Source organism: uncultured Tenacibaculum sp., assembly GCF_947504135.1.
In the GTDB taxonomy this organism is placed as follows: domain Bacteria; phylum Bacteroidota; class Bacteroidia; order Flavobacteriales; family Flavobacteriaceae; genus Polaribacter.
This window is the reverse complement of the sequence record NZ_CANNGG010000005.1, coordinates 1-24950: the sequence shown is the minus strand read 5'-3', so window position 1 is coordinate 24950 and position 24950 is coordinate 1. Positions and strand designations below refer to the sequence as shown.

Genomic DNA, 24950 nt, shown 5'->3' with positions numbered 1-24950 from the left:
AAGAAAAATGAGAAAGATGTTACAAATTCTAGAATTAATTAGATTGCTAGTTATATTACCTTTTAATATTTCTAACGGGCATAAAAAGAGTGCTTACCAAAGAATTAAACGACAAATGATGTTGGTTAATTTACTTTAATTCTTTAGGAATTTCACAGATAGGAATAGGGATCATTTTATGCTGATTAATTCGGTTAAGACGAGTGTATATTTTATACACCTCTAACTCTCTACCAGAAAAATCATTTTCAGTTTTTCCAGCATCTTGCATTTCCATAGCCCACTCTAGTTCATCGTATGAAGCTCCAATTTGGTCTTCATCTGTTCTGCTGTCACCAAATAAACCATCAGTAGGTTGCGCTTTTTGAATAGAAGAAGGAACATCTAAATATGCAGCCAATTCATATACTTCTGATTTAACTAAGTCGGCAATTGGGCTTAAATCGACACCGCCATCACCGTATTTAGTGTAAAAACCTACACCAAAATCTTCTACTTTATTACCAGTACCTGCCACTAATAAACCGTGTAAACCAGCAAAATAATATAGCGTAGTCATTCGTAAACGAGCGCGAGTATTCGCTAAAGCTAAATCAACTGTCGGAGAAGATTCAACTTGAGGAACTACAGTCTTAAAATCTTCAAAAGTAGAGGTCAAATTTACTTCAGCTTCACTCACATTACTGTAACGCTCACGTAATTGTTTAATATGTTCATTTCCTCTGTTTACTTGACTTTCAGCCTGATGAATTGGTAGTTCTACACACAAGGTAGGTAAACCAGTCTTAGCACATAAAGTTGAGGTAACAGCACTGTCAATTCCTCCTGAAATTCCAACAACAAAGCCATTTACTTTGGCATTTGTAGCATATTCTTTTAACCAATTTACAATATGTTCTGCAACTTTAGGAGTGTTCATTTTTGTGATATTTTAAGAGTTTACAGTTAAGTGGTAAAAACTAATTTAGTAATTTCGACGTTGTAATTTAGAATGTAAATATACTAAAGTTCATGAGAAAAATTTTAGCGCTGCTTACCTTTATTGTGGTTAGCTTTTCGTGTAAAAAGGGAGGAAGTAATAAGTTAAATATAGATGTATCAAATATTGAGGCTAATGTAGAAATAGAACGTTTTGATGTTGATTTTTATACAACTAAACCAAACGAATTAAATAAGACAAAAGAAAAATATCCGATGCTTTTTCCTCCACAACCTGATAGTGTTTGGATAAACAAGATTAATAATAAAGATGAGCAAGAATTATTTGCTGAAACCCAAAAAGTTTTTTCTGAAATCAATAAAGAAAAAGAGGAGTTAACATCGCTATTCAAACATGTAAAATATTACAATCCGAAGTTTGTGAGTCCGAAAGTAGTTACCATGCTAACAAATATTGATTACAACAATCGAATTGTTTATACCGATAGTTTACTGTTAATTTCTTTAGATGCTTACTTAGGAGGAAAACACGAGTTTTACAACGATTATCCTGATTATGTAAAACAGAATAATACCAAAGAACATATTGTGGTAGACGTAGCGAAAGCTATTGTTGGTAAGCAAATGCTACCAAGTACAGCGAGAAGTTTTATTGATAAAATGATTTATCGCGGAAAGAAAATGTATTTGTTAGATGCTTATTTACCAACTATTCCAGATGCGATTAAAATAGGGTATTCACAAACTAAATTAGATTGGGCTAAAAGTAATGAAGAGCAAATTTGGATGTATTTTATAGAGAAAGATTTGTTGTATAGTACCAGTAAGGATGTAGATAAACGTTTTTTAGACTTGGCACCTTTTTCTAAGTTTTATATGGAAGAAGACAACCAATCACCAGGAAGAATAGGTGAGTGGGTTGGTTGGCAAATAGTACGTTCGTATATGCAAAAGAATGACGTATCTTTGCATCAATTATTACAAACAAGTGAAGAGGAAATCTTCAAAAAATCAGGATACAAACCAAAAAGATAATGGCGGTTAAACATACATCAAAGATTACATTTAAAGTAGGATTAGACGAAAACAGAATTCCAGAAGAAATTACTTGGAATGCAGAAGACGGAGGTATAAAAGATGAAGCTTCAAAAGCAATTATGCTGTCTGTTTGGGATCATAAACAAAAAGATACATTACGTATGGATTTATGGACAAAAGATATGCCTGTAGACGAAATGAAGCAGTTTTTTCATCAAACCTTAGTTTCTATGGCGAATTCGTTTGAAAGAGCTACAAACGACGAAAAAATGAGTGCAACCATGCGCGATTTTTGTGATTACTTTGCTGAAAAGCTAGAGTTAATTCAGAAATAAAAAAAGCAGCTTTTAAAGCTGCTTTTTTTATGCGTTATAATTTTTTATTTTATTAATGATAGTTTCATAATCATCAAGATTGTTTACAAAATCCAAATCAGAAACATCAACAATTAGAATATTTAAATCGGGTTGTGTTTTGATAAAGTTGCTATACCCATCATGGATTTTTTGTAAATAACTTCCTTCTATATTTTGCTCGTAATCGCGTCCACGTTTTTTAATGTTTTCTAACAAACGTTCGGTATTTTGGTATAAGTAGACATACAAATCAGGCTTTGTAATTTCTTTATACATTAAATCAAACATTTTTCTATACAACTTATATTCATCACTATGTAAAGTGACTTGAGCAAAAATTAGCGATTTAAAAATATAATAATCAGAAACAATAAAGTTTTTAAATAAATCAAACTGTGCTAAATCATCAGAAAGTTGTTGGTATCGATCTGCTAAAAAACTCATTTCTAAAGGAAAAGCATAGCGTTCATTGTCGTTATAAAACTTTGGTAAAAACGGATTGTCTGCAAAACGTTCTAACACGATTTTAGCATTAAATTCGTCAGACATCATATTTGCTAAAGATGTTTTTCCTGCACCAATATTACCTTCAATAGCTATATAGTTATACTTTTCGGTAATAGGGATAGGTCTTTCTAGTTTTACATCCAATTTGGTAATATCAGAAGTGTCTGCGCAATTTTCTAAACAAACATATAAATGCTTTTTTTCTATTGGATGAATAACATTACGAGCAATTTCAACCAAAGGAACTAAAGCAAATTTACGTTCTAACATTCTTGGATGTGGTACGATTAAGGTTTTAGAGAAAATAATTTCATCATCAAATAATAAAATATCCAAATCAATTAACCTATCAGAATAGCCTTCAGAATTTTTTCGAGTTCTTCCAAGTTCTTTTTCTATAGAAAGTAACTTAAGTATTAATTGCTCTGGAGGTAAATATGTTGAAACTTTAATACAAGTATTGTAAAAATTATTACTATCAAAACCCCATGAAGCTGTTTCGTATACAGACGCTACTTTTAATACAGCACCCACTTTATCGGCAATTAAGTTAATTGCTTGTTGAATATTCACAAGCTTATTACCTTGATTGGTTCCTATAGAAATGTATGTAATTCGTTGTATTTTCATGAATGGGATGCAAAGAAAACTAAAACTAAAAAAACAAAAGCTAAAAAAAGATTTTTTATTTAAATAAATTTTTTAAAAAAGGGTAGGGTATTTTATTTTTCAACTGTTATAATAGTGGATTTCTTTATAGAGTAAGATTTTTATATGATTATTGGGGAATGATCTGAAACAACTCTAAGTTAAAGGCTGCTAATTTTAGCAGCCTTTCTTCATTTAAAGAAGTATATAAAAACAAAAAAGCAACCTTATAAGGTTGCTTTTTTATATCTAAAGAATTTTTATGATTCTTTTTTATCTTGTCTAGGTTTTCTATCGTCACGACGATTATCGCGATTACGATTATCTCTTCCTTTGTTGTTATCTCTAGGAGGTCTTGCTACATAACCTTCTGGTTTAGGTAATAAGGCTTTACGAGATACTTTTTCTTTACGTGTTTTTGGGTCAATTCCGAAGTATTTTACATCTAAAATATCTCCTAAATTAACAACGTCAGTTACGTTGTTTGTGCGTTCCCAAGCTAATTCGCTAACGTGTAGTAAAACTTCATTTCCTGGAGCTTCAGTATATTCTACAACAGCACCAAAATCTAATAACTTCACTACTTTTACTTCATATACAGAACCTTTTTCAGGTTTAAACATCATTGAATCGATGCGAGCAATAACCTTATCAATTCCTTCTTGGTTTGTTCCTAAAATCTCAACAATTCCTTCTTCTGTAACAGGGTCTTCGTTAATAACAATCGTAGTTTCTGTTTCTTTTTGTAACTCTTGGATGTGTTTTCCACCAGGTCCAATAAACGCTCCAATTAAATCGTTAGGAATTACTCTATTCACCATTTTAGGTGCGTGAGCTTTTACATCTTCATTAGGAGTTTCAATAGTATCAGTTAACTTCTCTAAGATGTGTAAACGACCATCACGAGCTTGTTTTAATGCGTTTACTAAGATTTCATAAGATAATCCTTTAATCTTAATATCCATTTGACAAGCAGTAATACCGTCAGCGGTACCTGTTACTTTAAAGTCCATATCACCTAAGTGATCTTCATCACCTAAAATATCAGATAATACAGCATAACGATCACCGTCAGAAATTAATCCCATTGCAATACCAGAAACTGGTTTTTTCATTTGAACACCAGCATCCATCAATGCCATAGTACCAGAACAAACAGTTGCCATAGAAGATGAACCGTTAGATTCTAATACTTCAGAAACAACACGAACAGTGTATGGGCAATCCTCAGGAATCATTCCTTTTAAAGCTCTTTGAGCTAAGTTTCCGTGACCAATTTCACGACGAGACGTTCCTCTTAAAGGACGTGCTTCACCAGTTGAAAAAGGAGGGAAGTTATAGTGTAAGTAGAACTTTTCTTCACCTTGTAGTGTTGGAGAATCTACCATGTTAGCATCTCTAGAAGTACCTAAAGTTACAGTAGCTAATGCTTGAGTTTCCCCACGTGTAAAGATTGAAGAACCATGAGTTCTTGGTAAATAATCTACTTCACACCAAATAGGTCTAATATCAGTAGTTTTACGTCCGTCTAAACGTAAACCTTCGTTTAAAGTTAAGTCTCTAACTGCAGCTTTTTGTGCTTTGTTAAAGTATTTTCCAACTAAGTCTCCAAAGTCTTCTAATTCTTCTTCGGTAAACGTAGCGGTAATTTCCTCTTTAACTTCAGAAAAAGCTAAACCTCTTTCTTGTTTAGAAGTACCTTTTTTAGCAATATCATAACATTTTTGATATGCTGCATTATGAATTTTTTGAGCTAATTCTTCATCTTCTCTTTCACCTTCATATTCACGAGTTTCTTTTTTACCTGCAGCCTCAGCTAAAGCAACTTGAGCAGCACATTGTACTTTAATAGCTTCGTGTGCAAATTTAATTGCGTCAGCCATTTCTTCTTCTGAAATTTCTTTCATTTCACCTTCTACCATAGCTACAGAGTCAGCAGAAGCACCAATCATCATATCAATGTCAGCCTCTTGTAATTGAGTATAACTTGGGTTGATGACAAATTCCCCGTTAATTCTTGCTACACGTACTTCAGAAATTGGTGCTTCAAAAGGAATGTCTGATAATTGAATAGCAGCAGAAGCAGCTAAACCAGCTAAAGCATCTGGCATTACTTCTTCATCATGAGACATTAATTGAATCATCACTTGAGTTTCTGCGTGATAATCTTTTGGGAATAGCGGGCGTAATACACGGTCTACTAAACGCATTGTTAAAATTTCTTCGTTTGAAGGGCGTGCTTCACGTTTCATAAACCCACCAGGGTAACGACCCGCAGCGGCAAATTTTTCACGGTAATCTACCGTTAATGGTAAAAAGTCAATACCTGGGTTTGCAGTTCTTGCTGATACAACTGTTGCTAATAACATTGTATCTCCCATTCTTACAACAACAGAACCATCTGCTTGTTTTGCTAATTTTCCTGTTTCTAATGTGATGGTTCTTCCATCTCCAAGCTCTATTACTTGGTTAAATACTTTTGGAATCATAAATTAATTCTTCTAAATTTTAATTCGTTTTTGTTTGCTGTTGTGTTGTTGTTGCTCCAATGGAAAATCAAAATTGTTGTTAGTAATTTTGAGCTTTTTATATATAAATTTCTGTTTGTTAGTCAGAAATAAACTTCATGTAAAAATAAAAAAGAGGCACGTTTATAGAGCCTCTTTTCTTGTAGAATTATTTTCTAATTCCTAATTCTTTAATAATCGCACGGTATCTGTTGATATCTTTTTTCTTTAGATAATCTAACAAGCTTCTACGCTTACCTACCATACGTACTAACGAACGCTCTGTGTTGAAATCTTTACGATTTTTCTTTAAGTGCTCAGTTAAGTGGTTGATTCTGTGCGTAAATAACGCGATTTGTCCTTCAGCAGTACCAGTATCATTTGCTCCTTTACCGTGTTTTGCGAAGATTTGTTCTTTAACTTCTTTTGTTAAATACATGCCAATATTATTTAAATGATTATTATGTACTCAATGCATTTACATTGAAGATGCAAATGTACGATTATTTTTTTGAATGGTAACGAAAAAGTTACAAAGCAAAAAAGCTAGCAAATGCTAGCTTTTTTTGTTATACTCTTACAGGTTGGTTTTGTATTAAGTCTAAATACAAGTTTACCTGTTTTTTTAAGTCTTTTCTTTCGTAGATAGCGTCTAAGAAACCGTGTTCTAATAAAAATTCTGAACGTTGGAAACCTTCTGGTAAATCTTTACCCGTAGTATCTTTTACTACACGAGGTCCTGCAAACCCAATTAAAGCATTTGGTTCAGCAATATTAATATCTCCTAACATTGCAAAAGAAGCTGTTGTTCCTCCTGTTGTAGGATCGGTACATAATGAAATGTACGGGATTTTAGCTTCTGCTAACTGAGCTAACTTTACAGAAGTTTTAGCTAATTGCATTAAAGAAATTAATGCTTCTTGCATACGCGCTCCTCCTGACTTAGAAATCATTAAGAAAGGAATTTTATGTTCAAGTGAATGATCAATAGCACGTGCTATTTTTTCACCAACAACACTACCCATTGAACCACCGATAAAAGAGAAGTCCATAGCAGCAATTACTAAATCTTTTCCATTTGATTTACCAACGGCAGCACGAGCAGCGTCTTTTAAACCAGTTTTCTTCTGAGCCGCTTTTAATTTTTCAGGATACTTTTTAGTGTCCTCGAATTTTAAAGGATCTTTAGCTGATAATTTTGGTGCTATTTCTGTGAACTTATTATCGTCAAAAAATATTTCAAAATATTCTTTACTTCCTACACGTACATGGTATCCGTCTTCTGGACTTACATATAGGTTCTTTTTAAGTTCATCGGTGTCAATTATCTTTCCACTTGGGGTTTTGTACCACAAGCCTTTAGGTGTGTCTTTCTTTTCTTCTGTTGGGGTTTGAATCCCTTTGTCTGTACGTTTAAACCAAGCCATAATTTAGTCTTTTAATCTTTAGTTGTTTGGTTTTTCTTTTTTCAAAGAATTTTATAATGTGTTTACATTATTTAAATCTTCAAAAGCTTGCTTTAATCTAGCTTTAAAAGTTTGTTCTCCTTCACGTAACCATTTACGAGGGTCGTAATGTTTTTTGTTAGGGACATCATCTCCTTCAGGGTTACCGATTTGAGACTGCAAATATGCAGATTTTTCTTTCATATAATCACGAACACCTTCGGTGAACGCATATTGTAAATCAGTATCGATATTCATTTTAATAACTCCATAGCCGATAGCTTCACGAATTTCTTCTAAAGTAGAACCTGAACCTCCGTGGAATACAAAGTCGATTGTATTGTGAGGTACATTATACTTTTGTGAAATATACTCTTGAGAGTTCTTTAAAATTTTCGGAGTTAATTTTACATTTCCTGGTTTGTAAACTCCGTGCACGTTACCAAAAGCAGCAGCGATAGTAAACTGAGGGCTTACTTTCATTAATTCTTCATAAGCGTAAGCTACTTCTTCAGGTTGTGTGTATAATTTAGATACATCTACATCAGAATTGTCAACACCGTCTTCTTCACCACCAGTAATTCCTAATTCAATTTCTAAAGTCATTCCCATTTTACTCATACGAGCAAGGTATTCTTTACAAATTTCAATGTTTTCTTCTAAAGGTTCTTCACTTAAATCAATCATGTGAGAACTGTATAAAGGTTTTCCTGTTTCTTTATAAAATTGCTCACTTGCATCTAATAAACCATCAATCCAAGGTAATAATTTTTTAGCAGCATGATCGGTATGTAAAATTACAGGAATCCCGTAAGCTTCTGCTAATAAATGTATATGTTTTGCACCTGCTACAGCACCTGCAATAGCAGCTTTTTCATTTTCGTTTGATAAGCCTTTACCTGCATTAAATTGAGCACCTCCGTTAGAGAACTGGATAATTACAGGTGAGTTAAGTTCTTTAGCTGTTTCTAAAACAGTATTAATAGTATTAGATCCTACGACATTAACAGCTGGCAAAGCAAAGTTTTTTTGCTTAGCTAATTCAAAAATAGCTTGAACTTCTTTTCCGGTGGCAACTCCAGGTTTAATCATCTTTATTTTTTATTAGTTGTATGTTACAAAATTAGGGAACAAATCTACACTTTTTTTATAAGTTGCGATAAATTTTTGATAGAAAGTAGTTTATTAAAAAGGGTAATTGATACCAATATTTAACACTGAGTTACTGAAATTAAAGTTTCTAAACCATCTATTACCAGTAAGGTATGGTTCGTGTGCTTTAAAGCCTAAATCTAATCGGGCAATTAAAAATTTAAAATCATAGCGAAGCCCAAAACCAGCCCCTACAGCCATATCTTCAATCGATTTGATTCCTTTAAATTTAGAAGGGTCATCAACTAAACTAGAGTTGGTGATATCCCAAATATTTCCAGCATCAACAAATAAAGCTGATTTAAGAGAGCCAAAAACATTAAATCGATATTCGAAACTAGTTAAAAATTTTAAACTTCCAATATTGTACTCTAATACAGGAGTTCTTGTACCAGGACCTAAATCATAAGTTCTCCAAGCTCTTATGTCATTAGAGCCACCAGCAAAATAACTACGAGAAAACGGAATTTCAGAATTATTGTACGTAAAAATTGCTCCTAGAAAAGTTCTGTGTGCAAGTAGGTTATTATCACCTAAATCCCAGTATTTTTTATATTCAATATCGGTTTTAAAATATTGTGCTATGGGAATTTTAAATACTGTTTTTTGACCTAAACTATTTTTGTTCTTAGATAACAGTCCCATGAAGTTACCAGAGTTAGCAACCCTAATTTTCAAGAATGAAAAGCTAGCATCTTTAACACTTTCTTGATTGTTATATGTGTACCCATAAGCAATTTCAGGAATTAAGAAGTCAGAGGTAATAATATTAAATCTATTTGCAATGTTAAGTACGTTTTGATATTCGGTAGGATTAGAGCTTGCAAAAGAAGTGTTTGTAAGCACATTTCTCATAAACCCTACTATTTGATTAAAATTCGCAGCTGAGTTTCCTGGTAAAGTGTAAGAAGGATCAAAAATTGTGGCTACTTCGTCTAATTTTCGATATTCAGAATTGTAGATAGAAAAGTAATTATCTACATTTAAATTTCTAATGTATTGTGTGTTTAATATTTCTAATTGAATAGATTTTTTAGCGTCAAAATCCCATTTATAATCAATTCCAACAGAAATATTTTGTTTGTCTAAACCAATATTTTTTTGAAATCCGATACCTGAATAGAATTTAGTTCTCGGAAACATTCTTTTAGGAACTAGTTTGTGCAAACCAAAAGGAGCCATAAAACGAGGGACTTCTAATGAAATGTCAGAACCTATTTCCCAACCAGGACCATTGTTTGAATTAAAATAGGAACCAAAGGTTGAAAATTTAAAGATTTCAGCACCTTTAAAAGTGTTCCTGTTAGTTAAAGAGAATTTTAAAGAAACATCAAAGTTACGAATATTAGAACGAGATAGCTCAGACTCAAATCCCAATGTGTATTTTTCGATAGGAGTTAAATAAATGTTAGCTTCCAGTTCGTCTTCACTCAATTCATTATATCTGATAGAAGTAGCTTTGAAGTTTTTTAAACCTCTTAAATGTATTCGAGTTAAATTTCTAAGAGAGTCACTATAAACCGTGTTAGGTTTTATAAAGATAGATTGAGATAAATACTTAGGGTTATATTTTAATTTACGAAGTGCATAAAAATCAATTCCGTAATAGTTTGTAGTGTCCTTATGTTTAGAATTACGTTTGTTATAAGCGAAATCTGTATAAACATTAACTTTTTTAATTTTTTGAACTTGAAAAGGGGTTGATCTTTCTGAAATTTCTACATCCACATTTGACTTTTCATAGTTTTTTAAAGTGTCAATTTCAAAGGAAATGTAGTTTTCATTAAAATGATAAATACCTTTGTTTCTAAAAAGTTTTACCAATCGATTAGCTTCTTTTATGAAGTTGTTGTCTTTATATTGAGCTCCTGATTTTAAATGACTATTGTTTTTAGTCGATTGATATAAAGAATCTAAAACAGGAGAAGTAATAAAAGTTTTAATAGTATCTATAAGCGAGGGGTTTCCTTTGGTTATATGATAGCTTATTTCTCCTTTTCTCTTACCTATAGTGTCTCTTTTTGAAAATACTTTTGCTCTAAAATAACCTTCTGTTAAGAAGTATGCTCCTAAATTCTCTACTGTTTTTTTTGTTTTTTTATCATCTATAATGACAGGAGCTTGTCCGCTAGTTAAAAACCAGTTATTGAATCTTATGAAAGTTTTAGCAACCGAAATACTTTGCTTTTCAGAAAAAACATCGCTAATAAAATTATAAGTTTTTTGATGCTTTTTTCCCCACTCACTAGGTGTTTTTGGAGCTTCAGGGTTTCCAAGGTTGTAAAAATGTAACGATAAAGGCATTCCTAAAGCCTTGGCATTAGGACGTTGTATTAGTAATTCAGAAATGTTTTCACTTGAACTTTTTACACTGTCAATATAAACGGTGTTTTTTGCCAGTAATAATTCATTTTCTTTAACATATTTAATCGTGCTACACGAACTGAATAAGACTACTAATAAAAAGAAGAAAGAAAGTTTTTTCATTAACTTTACGCCTCGTATTAAGAATCAAAAATACTATTTTTTAGTGGTTTTAGAGTGTTAAAAATAATTTAATGAGCTTATCTAAAAACAACATAAAGATAATAACTAGTTTACAGCAAAAAAAGTATAGACAGAAGCATCAATTATTTGTTGCGGAAGGAGTGAAAGTGGTAAATGAGTTGTTAGCATCGTCACTAGAGGTTGAATGCGTATTTTCTGTAGATGCATCTTTTGAAGTTTCAAAAAAATGTGAGACAATATTAATCTCTGAAAACGAATTAAAAAAGGTAAGTACGCTAAAAAGTCCGAATAAAGTTTTAGGATTATTTAAAATTCCGAAGGAAAAAGAAATCAATCAAGGTAAATTTATGGTTGCTTTAGATGGAGTTAACGATCCTGGGAATTTAGGAACCATCATTCGTTTATGTGATTGGTTTGGAATTACTGAATTAGTTTGTTCAAAAAACACAGTTGATTGTTACAATCAAAAAGTAGTGCAGTCTACCATGGGGTCTTTAACACGAGTAAATATTTCGTATGTAGATTTACAAGATTTTTTATCAAATAGTAAACTCCCTGTTTTTACTGCTGATATGGACGGCGAGAATATATACACATCGTCATTACCAGAAAAAGCAGTATTAGTTATGGGAAATGAAGCTAACGGAATTTCACCTGAAATAGCTCAAACAGTAAAGCAGGCGTTAACCATTCCAAGATTTGGTGATTTGCAACAAACTGAAAGCTTAAATGTAGCTACTGCAACAGCTATTCTATTAAGTGAGTTTAAAAGAGGATTAAAATAATCCGTTTATTTGAGCGTCGATTCTGTCGATTACATACCCTAAATCTTCTTGATTGTCTACAAAGTCTAAATTATCAACATCAATAATTAATAGTTTTCCTTTATTGTATTGACTAATCCAAGCTTCGTAGCGCTCGTTTAATCGGCTTAAATAGTCAATGCTAATAGAGTTTTCATATTCTCTACCACGCTTATGTATTTGACCTACTAAAGTAGAAATATCTGCACGCAAATAAATTAATAAATCAGGAGGAGTTACTAAGTTTTCCATTAATTCAAATAATGAAGAATAGTTACCGAAATCTCTGTTAGTCATAAGTCCCATTGCATGCAGGTTTGGAGCAAAAATATGAGCATCTTCGTAAATGGTTCTATCTTGAATTATTTTTTTACCTGACTTACGTAACTCTAAGACTTGACGAAAACGGCTATTTAAGAAGTATACTTGCAAATTAAAAGACCAACGCTCCATTTCACCGTAGAAATCATCTAAGTAAGGGTTTTCATCAACTGATTCAAAATGAGCCTCCCAATTGTAGTGTTTTGCTAATAATTTAGTCAAAGTGGTTTTTCCTGCGCCTATGTTTCCGGCAATTGCTACGTGCATAACTATTTGTGTAATAATGATTTTAATATTACTGGCAATGCCAGTTCAGGGGATGGTAAAATTACATAAAAAAAGGAATTAAGAAAGAAGATTTAAAAATGAATGAAAAATCAAATAAAAAAGCGAGCTAATTAGCTCGCTTTTTTGTCATATAATGAGAAAAACACTATCGAATAGTAATTTTTCTTGTAGTTTGTTTTCCAGCATTTTCAATTTGCATAAGATAAAGTCCACTAGCTGCTTTATTAAAGTTAACCACTCTATTAAAAGAACTAGAGATTGTTGAAAATTTTTGGGATTCAATCAGGCGTCCTCTAAAATCAAATAAACGGATAATGGTAGCGTTTTTATCTTTTACTCTAAAGCTTACCGTTAAGCTACCGTTGGAAGGAACAGGATATGCTTGGAGATCTTTAAATAAACTGTTGTCAGTTGCAAATTGTTCTTCAACGGTAATAGTGTAATCTTCTACTTCGCCATTAAAATTTAATCCACAAGAATTCGGATCTGAATCAGGTTTTACCGAAACTCTCATAATTACTGAACCTAACGGAGCATCTTCAGGAACTGCAATACTCACAGTGTTTGATGTTATTTCGTAGGTTTCATTAGTATCGAATGTACAGTTTTGATTCCAATCTATCCAAGCAAAAGTATTTACATTGCTATTGCCTGCAGCGTTGACGGTTGCTGTTAATTCGTAAGTTTCACCTCGTACTACTTGAGTATCTATAGCTGTAAAATCAGAATAGCCATTGGTTTTGTTAGAATCATTGTTAATACCGTTAAATGTAACATTTGTAATACTTATTTGTGACTCTGTGTTTCCAGAAGAATTACATAAACTGTCATTCACATTTAATAGAATATTTACTGATTTTGTAGTTGTTGGTGAGGTTGCTGTGACTGTAATTGTATGGTCTCCATTGGTAACTTCACCGAGGTTATTTAAGGTTAGTGTAAAATTACCACTTGTGCTTAAAGTTGTTGTGCTTAATGTAGCTGAAGCGTTTGTTGGTGTTCCAGTGGTTGAAAGGGTAATTGTTTCAGTAAAACCATATAAAGCCACGTAATCAAAATTAAAAACAAGCTCATTTGTTGCTACTTTACATACAGATAAATCACCAGTGGTGTTAGAAATTGAAAACGTAGGGTCGGCTTGAAAAATGGTGAAGTTGGTATTATTTACATTGAAAAAAACGTTGTCAGCTGCTTCTACTAAGATTCTTGCAGACGTAGTAGGGGTATCAGGAATAACAATGTTTTCTGATCCGTCATTTGGAGTGTTACTTTTTAAAACGATTGGAAAAGTTTGACCACCATCTGTTGAAAGCCTAATATTTACACTAGCACAATTGATTGGAGCTTGGTCAGAAGTTCCTTTGTTCCAAGTAATCGTTTGTGTAGCTCCTGTTCCCCAAGAAACTACAGAACTAGGGCTTGTTACTGTAAAAGGTTCAGTATCTACAACGGTAATTTTTATATCATCTCTTGCAGTACTACCTCCTCCTGCATGGTTATCTCTAACTGTAAAAGCAAAATCTAATTCTCTTGCTACTGAAGGAAGAACTTCCCATGTAGTAGAAGTGCTTCCATTTACCACAGTTGAAAGAGCAGGAAAATACCTATCAGGAGAATTTGACGGCGATAAAGATCTAAACATTGGCCCACCAGTATTAGTAGCTAATGGAGACATGGTTGCTATTTCGTTGTCAATTTGTTCCCAAGTATAGGTTAAAGAAGCTGTTCCGTCAACATCAGTAGCTTGTCCTTTTAAAACAAAAGGTGTAGATCTAGGAATGTTTACACTGTTTCCTGCGGTAGCTGTAGGAGCGGTATTTCCAGTGTTAGAAGTACTAGCACAACTACCCGATCCTTGTATGTGTTCCCACATTTGAGCAATACTAACAGCGTGAAAATAATCATCGCTAGCTCCTTGTATGTTTGGTGAGCAAATACCCGCATAAGCCATAATGGTTGATCCACTTCCTGGTTCAACAGCAGTTATAGGACTTCTGTTACCGCTACAAGAGTTGTTAAATGTATGCGTAGCACCAAATTGATGCCCTATTTCATGAGCTACATAATCAATAGCATATCCGTCACCTATTGGTTGACTTCTACCTGTTATTCCTTGGGCTTTATATCCAGTTTCACACACAGAATTTAATTGGGCTAATCCTCCACCTCCTGTGCTAAAGGTATGTCCGATGTCATAATTTGTGTCTCCAATAATAGCATCACATTTCACTTGGCTTTCATCTATTAAGAAGTTTGCATCATCGTTTGATAATCCATCAGTTTCAGCGTCTAAGAAAATTAACTCATCATTGTTGTTAACAAGAACCATTTTCACGGCTAAATCTCTTTCAAAAATACCGTTAACACGAGTCATCGTAGTATTCATAGCAGATAACACAGCAGCTTTTTTTTCTGTTTCGCTAGCGGTCGGTAATACACCTTGATTATTTATGTGGAATTGTGCATATTCCCCAGTACAAGCAATAGCAGTTCTAAAAGTTCTTAATGTTCCATCATTAGCATTTCTGCTTTGTAAGGAAGAAGAACTATTTTTTTGAACAGTATTTTCAAGTTTACACGAGAAGTCATCTTCTAAAGAAGCAAGTTCTCCTTTTTTATAAACGACATACTCTTTATGGTCTTTTGTGTAAGGGTCAATATAAACAGTACCCTCATTTGAGGTGAATAACATAACATGCACACCATCTTTTCCAATACTTATTTTAGCTGTAGATGAAGTATCGTCAATCCCTTGCGCAGAGAAAGATGTTACTTGTGGAAATTTTGCTGACAATTCTGGAGCTAAATATGAGGTTTCTTTTACTAAAAAGCGTTGAATATCTCCATTCGCATTAGGAAGCATTATTACTTTTTCATTAGAAGTGTTCTTAGCTTTTGAGTTTAATAAAACACTTGTAAACTTCTCTAAATCTAACCTCATTAATAGGTGTTGAATCGGAGAAACTTTAGTAGCAAGTACTTCTTTTTTTTGAAGCCTAATTGTTTCGTTAGATGTTTTCGTCCACATCTGTTGAGAGAACAAACCAGAAGTTGAAAAAAGTAAAATGCAAAATATGAGAAGGGAGTTTCTTTTCGACATGATTTAGTTATTGATAAGTCTTATATATAACAGTAAAAGTTTAATTTTCCCTACCTTTGTAGGGCTATTTAGACGCCTAATTTATGAATAAAAAAGTAAGAGTTAGTGATCTAGGAAAAAAAGATTACAAAGAAACATGGGATTACCAAACAAGTTTGTTAGATAATATAGTTTCGTTAAAAAGAGAAAAGAGGAATGGTGAAGGGGGGATTGAAACTCCAAATTATTTTTTATTTGTTGAGCATCCGCATGTATATACGCTAGGAAAATCTGGAGATATCAGTAATTTATTATTGAATGAAGAGAAGCTAAAAGAAAAAGAAGCTACTTTTTATAAAATTAATAGAGGAGGAGATATTACCTATCATGGCCCTGGACAAATAGTTGGGTATCCAATTTTAGATTTAGAAAATTTCTTTACCGATATTCATAAGTATTTACGTTTGTTAGAAGAATCTATCATTTTAACAATTGCTGAATATGGTATTAAAGCTGAAAGAAGTGAAGGAGAAACTGGAGTTTGGTTAGATGTTGGAACACCGTTTGCTAGAAAAATTTGTGCAATGGGAATTCGCGCGAGTAGATGGGTAACCATGCATGGATTCGCATTAAATGTAAACACTAATTTAGGATACTTTGATAATATAATTCCTTGTGGAATTCGTGGTAAAGCAGTAACTTCTATGGAAGTGGAATTGGGAAGAAAAATACCGGAGGAAGAAGTGAAAGAAAAAATTCTGAAACATTTCAAAGAGTTGTTTGAAGTAGAGGAATTTATTAAAGCATAAAAAAAGGGTTGACAATTGTCAACCCTTTTTAGTTTCTATAGAAAACTAAAATTATTTTTTAGCCTTAACTTCGAAAGAAATTTCCATTAAATCGTTGATGAACTTGTCTTTTAAAGCAGCATCAATTTTCTTAGACTTGTAAGTTACACCAAAGTCAGTTCTGTCAATGCTAAAAACATCACTTTTAAAAGTAACAGCGTCCTCAGCTTCAGTAATAGTAGCAGGAATAGTAATGCTCTTAGTAACATCTTTTAAAGTTAAGTTACCAGTAACGTGAACTTTTCCTTCTTTTACTTCAGAACCAGATACTTCAAACTTAGCAGTTGGAAACTTTTCAACATCAAAGAAATCAGCATTTTTTAAATGACCTTCTAACTTCTCTTTACCGTCTCCAGCTTTTAAATCTTCACAAACGATAGTGTTCATATCGATAACGAATTCACCAGATTTTACAGCTCCGTTTTCAATTTCTAAAATTCCTTTTTCTAAACTTACAACACCGTTGTGAGAACCAGTTGGTTTACTTCCTTTCCAAGTAACTACAGATTCAGCAACGTTTGCTTTGTATGCGTTAATGATATTTTCTGTTTTTGCTACTTCTTTTTCTTCGCTAACAGCAGTTTTGTTTTTCTCTGTTTTACAAGCAACAGCTCCCATTGCTATAAAAGCAATAGCTAAAATTGTTTTTTTCATCTTTGAGTTTTTAATAATGATTATTAATTGGTTACAAATGTAATAAAAAAAAATAATTTCCATGGAATTTATTTTTTTGTTAAGAGGTGATTAATCACATGTGAAGCAGCTTGTAAGCCAAATACTGCAGGCATGTAACTCATAGTTCCGTAATATGATTTTTTATAGTTGATTCCATCGGTAAGTTTTAAACTTTCAGGAATTTGAATTTCTTCAGAGTAAACAGCTTTTACACCTTTGTCAACTTTTAGTTTTGTTAAACGTTTACGCAAAGTTTTTGCCATTTTGCAATGCTTGGTCTTGCTAATGTCTTTTACTTTTACTTTTGATGCGTCCAACTTTCCACCAGCTCCCATAGAGCTAATAAGTTTTACTTTTTTTCTGCGTGCAGCTACAATTAAGTTAACTTTTGGAGAAATGCTATCAATACAATCTAACACGTAATCATAATCTGGAGTTACTATTTCAAAAGCTCTTTCAGGCGACAAAAACTCTTCTAAAACAGTTAATTCAATATCTGGATTAATGTCTTTAAGTCTATCCGCTATTGTTTTTGCTTTTGATTTTCCAATGGTGCTATGTAGTGCCGGTAGTTGACGATTTATGTTTGTTTTGTCAAAAACATCACCATCAACAATGGTTATTTTATTAACACCTGCTCGTGCAATAAATTCTGCAGCAAACGATCCAACTCCACCTAATCCAACAACTAAAATATTGGCATTTTTAATTTTTTCTATCCCTTCTTTTTGAACCAATAATTCGGTACGCTCTAACCAATTCATCTTTTAAAAATTCTACTAAAATTTTGTTTTACAATATTTATAATTTCTTGTTTTTCGGTTTTTCTTAGTTCGCTAGCAATGTTGTATATGTTTTCAATATGTTCTTCAGAAGCATCAGTTTCTAAAAAAAGAAACCCTAAAGGAAGTTTAGAAAATGTTTCTTGTAATCTCTCGTTTTTTAATAAACCCTCTCCGAAGGATAGAAATATTTGATGCCGTATCAAATCGAGCGCAATTTGGTCTTTTCTATTAAAACCATGAATAATCCAAGGTTGTTTTGGGTTCATTTCTTTTTTCAACTGAATAATTTCCTGAAAAGCCTTTACACAATGAATGATTAAAGGTTTACTGTATTTTTCAGAAAGCTGAATTTGTTGCTTAAAAATTTCTAATTGAAGAGAGAAATCTGTTTCGGTTATTCTATCCAATCCACATTCGCCTACAGCATAACAATTTTGCGAACTTAGTTGCTCTTTAACAATTTTCAAATCGTTTTGCAAAGAATTTTCAGAAATATACCAAGGGTGAATTCCAATAGAAAAGGGTTTGCTAAAATTGGTTGAACTAGGATATTTATTTTCTATAGAAAAAACATCTTTTTGAGTAGATGAAGTATGTGTATGAATATCGATTAATTGCAATTACACTTTGTCTTTGGTGTCTATAATAATAGTTACAGGCCCGTCATTTAGTAATTCTACTTTCATGTCAGCACCAAATTGACCAGTTTGCACTTTTTTTTCCAAATTAACTTCAAGCTGTTGAACAAATTTTTCATATAAAGGGATAGCAACATCAGGTTTAGCAGCTTTGATATAACTAGGGCGATTCCCTTTTTTAGTAGAAGCATGTAGGGTGAATTGACTTACAACGATTGCTTCTCCATTAATATCAAGCAAAGATTTATTCATAACACCTTCATCATCATTAAAAATACGGAGGTTAGCTATTTTGTTTGATAACCATTTAATATCCTCTTGATTATCTTCATTAACAATTCCAAGTAAAATTAAAAGTCCCTGTTGTATTTTAGCTACTCTTTCACCTTCAATAGTAACGCTAGCTTTTGAAACGCGTTGAATTACTGCTTTCATTCTATAATTTAGATTATTGGATTTTTAGATTGTTGACAAATTAAAAGTTTTAAAGTTTAAAATAGCTATGGACTAAGAGTAAAGAGCTAAATTTTACTCCCAAATATCAGTTCTATAATGTTCTTCTTCGCCTTCTAGAATTTGTAGGTAACTCTTGTAACGAGACCATGCAATTTCTTCATTTTCTAAGGCTTCTTTTACAGCACATTGTGGTTCGTTTATGTGAATACAATTATTGAATTTACAGTTTTGTTTTAAAGCAAAAAACTCAGGAAAATAATCGCCTAATTCATCTTTGTCCATGTCAACTACACCAAAACCTTTAATTCCGGGAGTGTCTATAATACGAGCATCAAAACTTAAATCAAACATTTCGGCAAATGTAGTAGTATGTTGCCCTTGTTTGTGTTGTTCAGAAATTTCTTTTGTTTTTAGATTTAAAGAAGGTTCAATAGCGTTAACCAAGGTTGTTTTTCCAACTCCTGAATGACCTGCAAACATACTTACTTTGCCTGTCATCATCTCTTTTATTTTATCAATATTGATGTTTTTAGTCGCGGAAACTTCAATGCATTCGTAACCGATGGCTTCATAAATATCTTTTAAATACAAAATTTCGGCACGCTGCTCAATTTCATACGAATCAATTTTATTAAAAACTAAAATAGTTTTGATTGAATAAGCCTCGGCAGTAACTAAAAAACGATCGATAAATGTGGTAAACGTAGGAGGGTTGTCTATCGTAATTAACAGAAATACTTGATCAATATTAGAAGCAATTACATGAGTTTGTTTTGATAAATTAACCGATTTACGAACAATAAAATTTTTACGCTCGTGAATGTTGGTAATTAAACCCGTTTCTTCATCATTATTGGTTTCTAAAGAAAAATCAACAATATCACCTACAGAGATAGGGTTTGTACTTTTGATTCCTTTAATACGGAATTTTCCTTTAATACGACACTTGTATAGCTCGCCTTTAGACTTTACCCAATACCAACTTCCTGTAGATTTATAAACCGTTCCTGTCATAAAACAAAGATGCGGATTATTCATAAAAAAAATAATATATTCGTGCCTTAATTTTAAAAATTTATTATGAAAAAACTATTATTATCTATTTGTTTTATTGGATTGTCTTATGTTTCGGCCATTGCGCAAACATATGAATATAAGGTTATAACAAGTGTTGAGTCTATAGTACCAAATGGTTTGGGAAGATCTAGGTTAATTTCATCAGACGAAGAGAGAAATTTTGAAGATTATACCTCTGGAAGATCAGAAGAAAGTGACGAAAGAAACAAGTCGAAAAGATCGGAAATTAGAGTTAAAAATTTCGAAGAAACAAAATTGTTAAACTTCTTTAATATTGGAGGAATTCGTTTTCAGAATATTGTAGCAAATGATGCAGTGATTACCTCTAAGCTTAATGATATGGCAAAAAATGGTTGGGAATTGGCTTTTTCTAATAGTGGAGTAGAGAGTTATGGAGGAAAAGGAGATAGTAACGGAATTTTTATAACACGTTATATTTTTAAAAGAGAGGTTAAGACTTCAGAGTCTGTTGAAAAATAAAAAAAAAGCGCCACTAGGCGCTTTTTTTTATGAGTTAATGATTTTTTCTTGATGATTGATGCTTTCTTGGTGTATTGCCTTAAACATTTTAAGAACAAACTCTTCGCTTAGTCCTCTATCTTGTCCTTCTAATATCATTTTACCTAAGATTTCGTTCCATCGTCTAGTTTGTAAAATAGCGACGTTTTTCTCTTTTTTTAACTGACCAATTGAGTCTGCTATTTTCATACGCTTTCCTAAGATTTCAATGAGTTGATGATCTACTACGTCAATTTGAGTACGTAGCGTATTTAAAGCATTTCTGTACTCAGTTTCTGTATCTGTGGCTTTTCTAACTTTTAAGTCTACCATCATTTGTACTAGAGTTTTAGGTGTGATTTGTTGAGCTGCATCGCTCCAAGCATTATCAGGATCGTAATGTGTTTCAACCATTAAACCATCAAAGTTTAAATCTAAGGCAGTTTGACAAACATCGAAAATAATATCACGACGACCAGCGATGTGTGACGGATCACAAATCAATGGTAAATCAGGGAAACGGTTTTGCAATTCAATAGGAATTTGCCATTCAGGGTTGTTTCTATATCGGGTTTTCTCATAAGTAGAAAAACCTCTATGGATGACCCCTAGTTTTTTAATGTTTTTGGCATATAAACGTTCTATGGCACCTAACCATAGTGGTAAATCAGGGTTTACAGGATTTTTTACTAGTACGATTTTATCTGTCCCTTCTAAAGCATCTGCAATCTCTTGAACAATAAAAGGACTTACGGTAGTACGAGCACCAATCCATAAAATATCTACGTCGTGCTCAATTGCAAGTTTTACGTGATCTTTGTTGGCTACTTCTGTAGCAATTAACATTCCTGTTTCTTGTTTTGCTTTTTGTAACCATTTTAATCCTAAAGCACCAACACCTTCAAAATTGCCTGGTCTGGTACGAGGTTTCCAAATACCAGCTCTTAAAACAGTAGCATCGGTATCTTTTAATTCGTGTGCAATTTTTAATACTTGCTCTTCGGTTTCGGCACTACAAGGTCCTGCAATTACTAATGGATGCCCTAACCCGAAAGCATCTAACCATGTTCTTAACTCTTTTGTATTCTCCATTTTAGTTTTTATTATTGAGGTACAACCTCTAAAATTCCGTTTAAAATTTGTTTTATATAATTTGTGTTTTCCATTTCTGTGTGTATTTCTGGAAAATCGTTGTTTTCTAATAAAGTTTTGAATTGTTGTAAGTTATGAATATATTCATTCAGAGACTCAATAACATTTTCTTTGTTTTGTTTAAAAATAGGTGTCCACATTGCAGGCGAGCTTTTTGCTAAACGCACAGTAGAAGCAAATCCACTACCAGCCATATCAAAAATATCACGCTCGTTTTTCTCTTTTTCAATAACTGTTTTACCTAACATGAAAGAGCTGATATGTGATAAATGTGATACATAGGCTATATGCTTATCGTGCGATTTTGGATCCATGTATCGAATACGCATTCCTAATTTTGAAAATATATCTAATGCTTTTTCCTGTAATTTGAAAGCTGTTTTTTCTACCTCACAAATAATATTAGTTTTATTTCTAAATAAATTTGTCAATGCTGCATTGGGTCCTGAAAATTCAGTTCCGGCAATAGGATGTGTTGCTAAAAAATTTCTTCGTTTCGGATGATTTTTAACAGCATCGCAAATAAGTTCTTTAGTCGAACCTACATCGAAAACCAAACAAGTATCAGAAACGTTATCTAATGTTTTCAAAATAATCTCTTGTGAAACATCTACAGGAATAGCAATAATAACTACATCTGCATTTGATAGCTCTGAAAAAGTCGCTTTTTGATGGATGATTCCTCTTTCTAAAGCAAGATTTCCATGTTCTTCGTTGGAATCAATTCCATAGATAGTAGCGTTTTTAAATTCTTGCTGAATATCTAGGGAAAAACTTCCGCCGATTAATCCTAGTCCTATGATAAATACGTTCATTATATTCTGTTGATTGCTTCGTTAATTTTTTCTTCTGGAATGCATAATGAGAAACGAATATAGCCTTCTCCTTGATTACCAAAAATGGTTCCTGGAGCAGCGAAGATGTGTTTATTATATAGTAAATCATCAATCATTTCTTCAGATGTTTTTCCATCAGGAAGTTTGCACCAAACAAACATTCCAGATGCGTTTTTATCGTAGGTACATCCTAATTTTTCTGCTAACTCAAATACTAGTTTTTGCCTTTTTTTATAGGTGTTGTTTAGCTGAGTAAACCAGTCTTTGTCTAGCTCTAACGCTTTTGTTGCTCCTTTTTGAATTCCATAAAACATACCTGAATCCATTTGAGTTTTTACTTTTAAAATTTCAGTTAAGAATTCATGTTTTCCTAATAGCATTCCAACACGCCACCCTGCCATATTAAAAGATTTACTTACCGAGTTTAATTCTAGAGCAATATCTTTAGCTCCTTCAATTTGTAAAATACTTTGAGGGTGCTCGTTCAATATAAAGCTATACGGATTGTCATTTACAATAACTATGTTATGTTTTTTTCCAAAGTCAATCAATTTTTGAAAAGTTTCTTTGGTAGCATCAGCACCTGTTGGCATGTGTGGGTAATTTACCCACATCAACTTTATTTTTGAAGTATCGAGTTTTTCTAAAGCTTCAAAGTTAGGTTGCCAGTTAGTAGCCTCTTCTAACTTGTAAAAAATAGGTTCTCCTCCTAATAAATTGGTCACAGAACTATAGGTTGGGTATCCTGGATTAGGAATTAATACCTGATCTCCTTCGTTTAAAAAAGCCAATGAAATATGCATAATTCCCTCTTTACTTCCCATTAAAGGAAGTACTTCGTTAGCAGGATTAATGCTAACTTGATAGTTTTTATGATAAAAACTTGAAACAGCTTGTCTAAATTCAGGTAAGCCTTGATAACTCTGATAACTATGTGCTCCAGTATCTTGTAAACTATCTTGAATAGCTTTCAATACTGATGTTGGAGGTTGTAAATCAGGACTACCAATTCCAATATTTATGATTGGTTTACCTTCTGAAATTAATTGACGTACTTCTTGTAATTTTTTAGAGAAGTAGTATTCCTGTACGGTTTGTAGTCTGTTAGCAAACTGTATCATAATCTTCCGTTTTTGTATTCGCCTAATATTTTAAATTCTTCTGCTATAATTTGTACAATGGCTTTTGCTTTTTCGTAATCTTCATATGCTTCAAAAGTTACGTCTACGAAAAAAGAGTACTTCCAGGGTGTTTCGATTTTGGGTAACGATTGTATTTTAGTAAGGTTTAATTTACAGTCGCTCATTACATTTAGTACTGTAGCTAAACTTCCTCTTTTGTGATCTAGTTCAAATTTTAATGAAGCTTTATTGATTTCACTTTTACCATTTTTTGGAAGACTTGTTTGAAGAAATACAAAACGAGTTGCGTTGTTTTTAATCGTTTGAATTTCATCTTCAATAACTGATAATTTAAAAATATCAGCAGCCATTTTAGGTGCAATTGCTGCAACTCCTTTTAATTGTTGATCCGCGATTCTTTTTGCAACAGCAGAAGTGTCAACATCTTCAACTAACTTAATGTGTTTATGTTGTTTGAAAAATTCTTTACATTGTAGTAATGCCATCGGATGCGAACAAACCTCAGTAATATCTTCAATCTGTTGGTTATGCAACGCCATTAAATGATGATGTATAGACAAGTAATACTCGCCAGAAATATGCAAGTTGTACTTGTCAATCAAGGCATAGTTGGGTATGATTGAGCCTGCTATGGTGTTTTCTAAAGCCATAATTGCTTGCTCACTTCTTGAATTAACAAGGCTATCAACCAATACATCAAAAGATAAACATTCGTGTAGGTTGATGTTATCTCCGTAGTAGTTGTTTGCAACAATATGGTGGTTGCTTCCTTGTATTCCTTGAATGGCTATTTTTTTCATTTTACATCAAAAAAAAAGCCTCGATAAATTCGAGACTTTGATTGGGTATATGTCTTTTGTTAGGTTAACAATATGATACAAAGTCTCGTCTCTTACTAAAAAAGTAAAAGTAAAAATAGAAACCTTGCCATACGTTTTGTAACATCATTGTATTTGTGTTCTTTGTACGGAACAAATCTTAGAAATAAATTTAACTAAACCAAATTTTTTTTAAAAAAGTGTAAAAAAGAAAAAAGCTTCTCACTTTGAGAAGCTTTTTGCGGTCTGGACGGGACTCGAACCCGCGACCCCATGCGTGACAGGCATGTATTCTAACCAGCTGAACTACCAGACCGTTGCTTTAAGCAATATGTTATATGTTTTAGAGAAACTTTAGCGGTCTGGACGGGACTCGAACCCGCGACCCCATGCGTGACAGGCATGTATTCTAACCAGCTGAACTACCAGACCGT

General features: G+C 32.8%; 23 protein-coding genes and 2 tRNA genes. 5 read left to right on the top strand and 20 right to left on the bottom strand.

The window, feature by feature from the left end; all coding sequences use genetic code 11:
- Positions 1 to 130: 130 nt before the first annotated feature.
- Positions 131 to 919 (bottom strand): NAD(+) synthase, encoded by a 789-nt coding sequence (gene nadE, locus Q0663_RS10795; RefSeq protein WP_299010811.1) that lies wholly within the window; start codon positions 917 to 919, stop codon positions 131 to 133.
- A 92-nt stretch (positions 920 to 1011) separates the two neighbouring features.
- Here nadE and gldB point away from each other — a divergent pair, with 92 nt between their 5' ends.
- Both gldB and gldC read left to right on the top strand, forming a co-directional pair.
- On the top strand, positions 1012 to 1974 hold the full coding sequence (gene gldB, locus Q0663_RS10790) for a gliding motility lipoprotein GldB (protein WP_299010804.1): 963 nt from the start codon (positions 1012 to 1014) through the stop codon (positions 1972 to 1974).
- Positions 1974 to 2312, top strand: coding sequence for a gliding motility protein GldC (gene gldC / locus Q0663_RS10785; protein ID WP_299001378.1), 339 nt, complete (start codon positions 1974 to 1976; stop codon positions 2310 to 2312). The genes gldB and gldC overlap by 1 nt, the downstream gene beginning before the upstream one ends.
- A gap of 27 nt (positions 2313 to 2339) precedes the next feature.
- Here the strand turns inward: gldC and folK are convergent, their stop codons facing one another.
- From folK to Q0663_RS10755, 6 genes are all read right to left on the bottom strand, one after another.
- Positions 2340 to 3470 (bottom strand): 2-amino-4-hydroxy-6-hydroxymethyldihydropteridine diphosphokinase, encoded by a 1131-nt coding sequence (gene folK, locus Q0663_RS10780; RefSeq protein ID WP_299010801.1) that lies wholly within the window; start codon positions 3468 to 3470, stop codon positions 2340 to 2342.
- Positions 3471 to 3748: 278 nt separating this feature from the next.
- Positions 3749 to 5977, bottom strand: a complete 2229-nt coding sequence (locus tag Q0663_RS10775; protein WP_299010797.1) for a polyribonucleotide nucleotidyltransferase — start codon at positions 5975 to 5977, stop codon at positions 3749 to 3751.
- A gap of 187 nt (positions 5978 to 6164) precedes the next feature.
- Positions 6165 to 6434 (bottom strand): 30S ribosomal protein S15, encoded by a 270-nt coding sequence (gene rpsO / locus Q0663_RS10770; protein ID WP_299010793.1) that lies wholly within the window; start codon positions 6432 to 6434, stop codon positions 6165 to 6167.
- A gap of 130 nt (positions 6435 to 6564) precedes the next feature.
- Positions 6565 to 7422 carry an acetyl-CoA carboxylase, carboxyltransferase subunit beta gene (gene accD, locus Q0663_RS10765; RefSeq protein ID WP_299010790.1) on the bottom strand — a complete coding sequence of 286 codons (858 nt, stop codon included), beginning with the start codon at positions 7420 to 7422 and terminating at the stop codon, positions 6565 to 6567.
- A 51-nt stretch (positions 7423 to 7473) separates the two neighbouring features.
- Positions 7474 to 8532, bottom strand: coding sequence for a class II fructose-bisphosphate aldolase (fbaA, locus tag Q0663_RS10760; protein WP_299010787.1), 1059 nt, complete (start codon positions 8530 to 8532; stop codon positions 7474 to 7476).
- 93 nt (positions 8533 to 8625) lie between these two features.
- Positions 8626 to 11079, bottom strand: a complete 2454-nt coding sequence (locus Q0663_RS10755) for a BamA/TamA family outer membrane protein (RefSeq protein WP_299010785.1) — start codon at positions 11077 to 11079, stop codon at positions 8626 to 8628.
- 71 nt (positions 11080 to 11150) lie between these two features.
- On the opposite strand from Q0663_RS10755, the gene Q0663_RS10750 reads away from it, so the two are divergent.
- Positions 11151 to 11885: an RNA methyltransferase gene (locus Q0663_RS10750; RefSeq protein ID WP_299010782.1), complete on the top strand. Its 735-nt coding sequence runs from the start codon at positions 11151 to 11153 to the stop codon at positions 11883 to 11885.
- On the opposite strand, the gene Q0663_RS10745 is transcribed toward Q0663_RS10750, so the two are convergent.
- Positions 11877 to 12491, bottom strand: coding sequence for a deoxynucleoside kinase (locus Q0663_RS10745; protein WP_299010779.1), 615 nt, complete (start codon positions 12489 to 12491; stop codon positions 11877 to 11879). The genes Q0663_RS10750 and Q0663_RS10745 overlap by 9 nt on opposite strands.
- 166 nt (positions 12492 to 12657) lie before the next feature.
- Positions 12658 to 15540, bottom strand: coding sequence for a reprolysin-like metallopeptidase (locus tag Q0663_RS10740; RefSeq protein ID WP_299010776.1), 2883 nt, complete (start codon positions 15538 to 15540; stop codon positions 12658 to 12660).
- A gap of 155 nt (positions 15541 to 15695) precedes the next feature.
- On the opposite strand from Q0663_RS10740, the gene lipB reads away from it, so the two are divergent.
- A complete protein-coding gene (gene lipB, locus Q0663_RS10735) occupies positions 15696 to 16400 on the top strand; it encodes a lipoyl(octanoyl) transferase LipB (RefSeq protein ID WP_299010773.1) in 705 nt (234 codons plus the stop codon).
- Positions 16401 to 16451: 51 nt separating this feature from the next.
- Here lipB and Q0663_RS10730 read toward each other — a convergent pair whose 3' ends face one another.
- The 5 genes from Q0663_RS10730 to rsgA form a co-directional block, all read right to left on the bottom strand.
- Positions 16452 to 17093, bottom strand: coding sequence for a YceI family protein (locus tag Q0663_RS10730; RefSeq protein ID WP_299010771.1), 642 nt, complete (start codon positions 17091 to 17093; stop codon positions 16452 to 16454).
- Positions 17094 to 17161: 68 nt separating this feature from the next.
- A complete protein-coding gene (locus tag Q0663_RS10725; protein WP_299010768.1) occupies positions 17162 to 17878 on the bottom strand; it encodes a tRNA threonylcarbamoyladenosine dehydratase in 717 nt (238 codons plus the stop codon).
- Entirely contained in the window at positions 17875 to 18519 is a 645-nt protein-coding gene (locus Q0663_RS10720) for a TatD family hydrolase (protein WP_299010766.1), read from the bottom strand. The genes Q0663_RS10725 and Q0663_RS10720 overlap by 4 nt, the downstream gene beginning before the upstream one ends.
- Positions 18520 to 18972, bottom strand: coding sequence for a D-aminoacyl-tRNA deacylase (gene dtd / locus Q0663_RS10715; RefSeq protein ID WP_299010763.1), 453 nt, complete (start codon positions 18970 to 18972; stop codon positions 18520 to 18522).
- A 93-nt stretch (positions 18973 to 19065) separates the two neighbouring features.
- Positions 19066 to 20007, bottom strand: coding sequence for a ribosome small subunit-dependent GTPase A (gene rsgA, locus Q0663_RS10710; protein ID WP_299010760.1), 942 nt, complete (start codon positions 20005 to 20007; stop codon positions 19066 to 19068).
- Positions 20008 to 20073: 66 nt separating this feature from the next.
- Between rsgA and Q0663_RS10705 the strand changes: the two genes are divergently transcribed.
- A complete protein-coding gene (locus Q0663_RS10705) occupies positions 20074 to 20550 on the top strand; it encodes a hypothetical protein (protein ID WP_299010757.1) in 477 nt (158 codons plus the stop codon).
- A 27-nt stretch (positions 20551 to 20577) separates the two neighbouring features.
- Here Q0663_RS10705 and Q0663_RS10700 read toward each other — a convergent pair whose 3' ends face one another.
- From Q0663_RS10700 to Q0663_RS10675, 6 genes are all read right to left on the bottom strand, one after another.
- Positions 20578 to 21660 carry a bifunctional 3-deoxy-7-phosphoheptulonate synthase/chorismate mutase type II gene (locus Q0663_RS10700; protein WP_299010754.1) on the bottom strand — a complete coding sequence of 361 codons (1083 nt, stop codon included), beginning with the start codon at positions 21658 to 21660 and terminating at the stop codon, positions 20578 to 20580.
- Between the two features lie 11 nt (positions 21661 to 21671).
- Positions 21672 to 22535, bottom strand: coding sequence for a prephenate dehydrogenase (locus Q0663_RS10695; protein WP_299010752.1), 864 nt, complete (start codon positions 22533 to 22535; stop codon positions 21672 to 21674).
- Complete coding sequence (locus tag Q0663_RS10690) at positions 22535 to 23677, bottom strand: aminotransferase class I/II-fold pyridoxal phosphate-dependent enzyme (protein ID WP_299010750.1); 1143 nt, start codon at positions 23675 to 23677, stop codon at positions 22535 to 22537. The genes Q0663_RS10695 and Q0663_RS10690 overlap by 1 nt, the downstream gene beginning before the upstream one ends.
- Entirely contained in the window at positions 23674 to 24498 is an 825-nt protein-coding gene (locus Q0663_RS10685) for a prephenate dehydratase (protein WP_299010748.1), read from the bottom strand. The genes Q0663_RS10690 and Q0663_RS10685 overlap by 4 nt, the downstream gene beginning before the upstream one ends.
- Positions 24499 to 24758: 260 nt before the next feature.
- Positions 24759 to 24832 (bottom strand) — tRNA-Asp (locus Q0663_RS10680).
- A gap of 42 nt (positions 24833 to 24874) precedes the next feature.
- Positions 24875 to 24948, bottom strand: a tRNA-Asp gene (locus Q0663_RS10675).
- Positions 24949 to 24950: the final 2 nt, after the last annotated feature.

What these genes read in the sequence shown, in the direction of transcription:
- fbaA (WP_299010787.1), bottom strand. Translation starts at nt 8,532, where the DNA reads ATGATTAAACCTGGAGTTGCCACCGGAAAAGAAGTTCAAGCTATTTTT.
- Q0663_RS10685 (WP_299010748.1), bottom strand. Translation starts at nt 24,498, where the DNA reads ATGAAAAAAATAGCCATTCAAGGAATACAAGGAAGCAACCACCATATT.
- Q0663_RS10705 (WP_299010757.1), top strand. Translation starts at nt 20,074, where the DNA reads ATGAAAAAACTATTATTATCTATTTGTTTTATTGGATTGTCTTATGTT.
- Q0663_RS10755 (WP_299010785.1), bottom strand. Translation starts at nt 11,079, where the DNA reads ATGAAAAAACTTTCTTTCTTCTTTTTATTAGTAGTCTTATTCAGTTCG.
- Q0663_RS10775 (WP_299010797.1), bottom strand. Translation starts at nt 5,977, where the DNA reads ATGATTCCAAAAGTATTTAACCAAGTAATAGAGCTTGGAGATGGAAGA.
- Q0663_RS10745 (WP_299010779.1), bottom strand. Translation starts at nt 12,491, where the DNA reads ATGCACGTAGCAATTGCCGGAAACATAGGCGCAGGAAAAACCACTTTG.
- Q0663_RS10750 (WP_299010782.1), top strand. Translation starts at nt 11,151, where the DNA reads ATGAGCTTATCTAAAAACAACATAAAGATAATAACTAGTTTACAGCAA.
- accD (WP_299010790.1), bottom strand. Translation starts at nt 7,422, where the DNA reads ATGGCTTGGTTTAAACGTACAGACAAAGGGATTCAAACCCCAACAGAA.
- Q0663_RS10700 (WP_299010754.1), bottom strand. Translation starts at nt 21,660, where the DNA reads ATGGAGAATACAAAAGAGTTAAGAACATGGTTAGATGCTTTCGGGTTA.
- Q0663_RS10695 (WP_299010752.1), bottom strand. Translation starts at nt 22,535, where the DNA reads ATGAACGTATTTATCATAGGACTAGGATTAATCGGCGGAAGTTTTTCC.
- Q0663_RS10730 (WP_299010771.1), bottom strand. Translation starts at nt 17,093, where the DNA reads ATGAAAAAAACAATTTTAGCTATTGCTTTTATAGCAATGGGAGCTGTT.
- nadE (WP_299010811.1), bottom strand. Translation starts at nt 919, where the DNA reads ATGAACACTCCTAAAGTTGCAGAACATATTGTAAATTGGTTAAAAGAA.
- Q0663_RS10740 (WP_299010776.1), bottom strand. Translation starts at nt 15,540, where the DNA reads ATGTGGACGAAAACATCTAACGAAACAATTAGGCTTCAAAAAAAAGAA.
- lipB (WP_299010773.1), top strand. Translation starts at nt 15,696, where the DNA reads ATGAATAAAAAAGTAAGAGTTAGTGATCTAGGAAAAAAAGATTACAAA.
- gldB (WP_299010804.1), top strand. Translation starts at nt 1,012, where the DNA reads ATGAGAAAAATTTTAGCGCTGCTTACCTTTATTGTGGTTAGCTTTTCG.
- rpsO (WP_299010793.1), bottom strand. Translation starts at nt 6,434, where the DNA reads ATGTATTTAACAAAAGAAGTTAAAGAACAAATCTTCGCAAAACACGGT.
- dtd (WP_299010763.1), bottom strand. Translation starts at nt 18,972, where the DNA reads ATGAAAGCAGTAATTCAACGCGTTTCAAAAGCTAGCGTTACTATTGAA.
- folK (WP_299010801.1), bottom strand. Translation starts at nt 3,470, where the DNA reads ATGAAAATACAACGAATTACATACATTTCTATAGGAACCAATCAAGGT.
- gldC (WP_299001378.1), top strand. Translation starts at nt 1,974, where the DNA reads ATGGCGGTTAAACATACATCAAAGATTACATTTAAAGTAGGATTAGAC.
- Q0663_RS10690 (WP_299010750.1), bottom strand. Translation starts at nt 23,677, where the DNA reads ATGATACAGTTTGCTAACAGACTACAAACCGTACAGGAATACTACTTC.
- Q0663_RS10725 (WP_299010768.1), bottom strand. Translation starts at nt 17,878, where the DNA reads ATGAATTGGTTAGAGCGTACCGAATTATTGGTTCAAAAAGAAGGGATA.
- rsgA (WP_299010760.1), bottom strand. Translation starts at nt 20,007, where the DNA reads ATGACAGGAACGGTTTATAAATCTACAGGAAGTTGGTATTGGGTAAAG.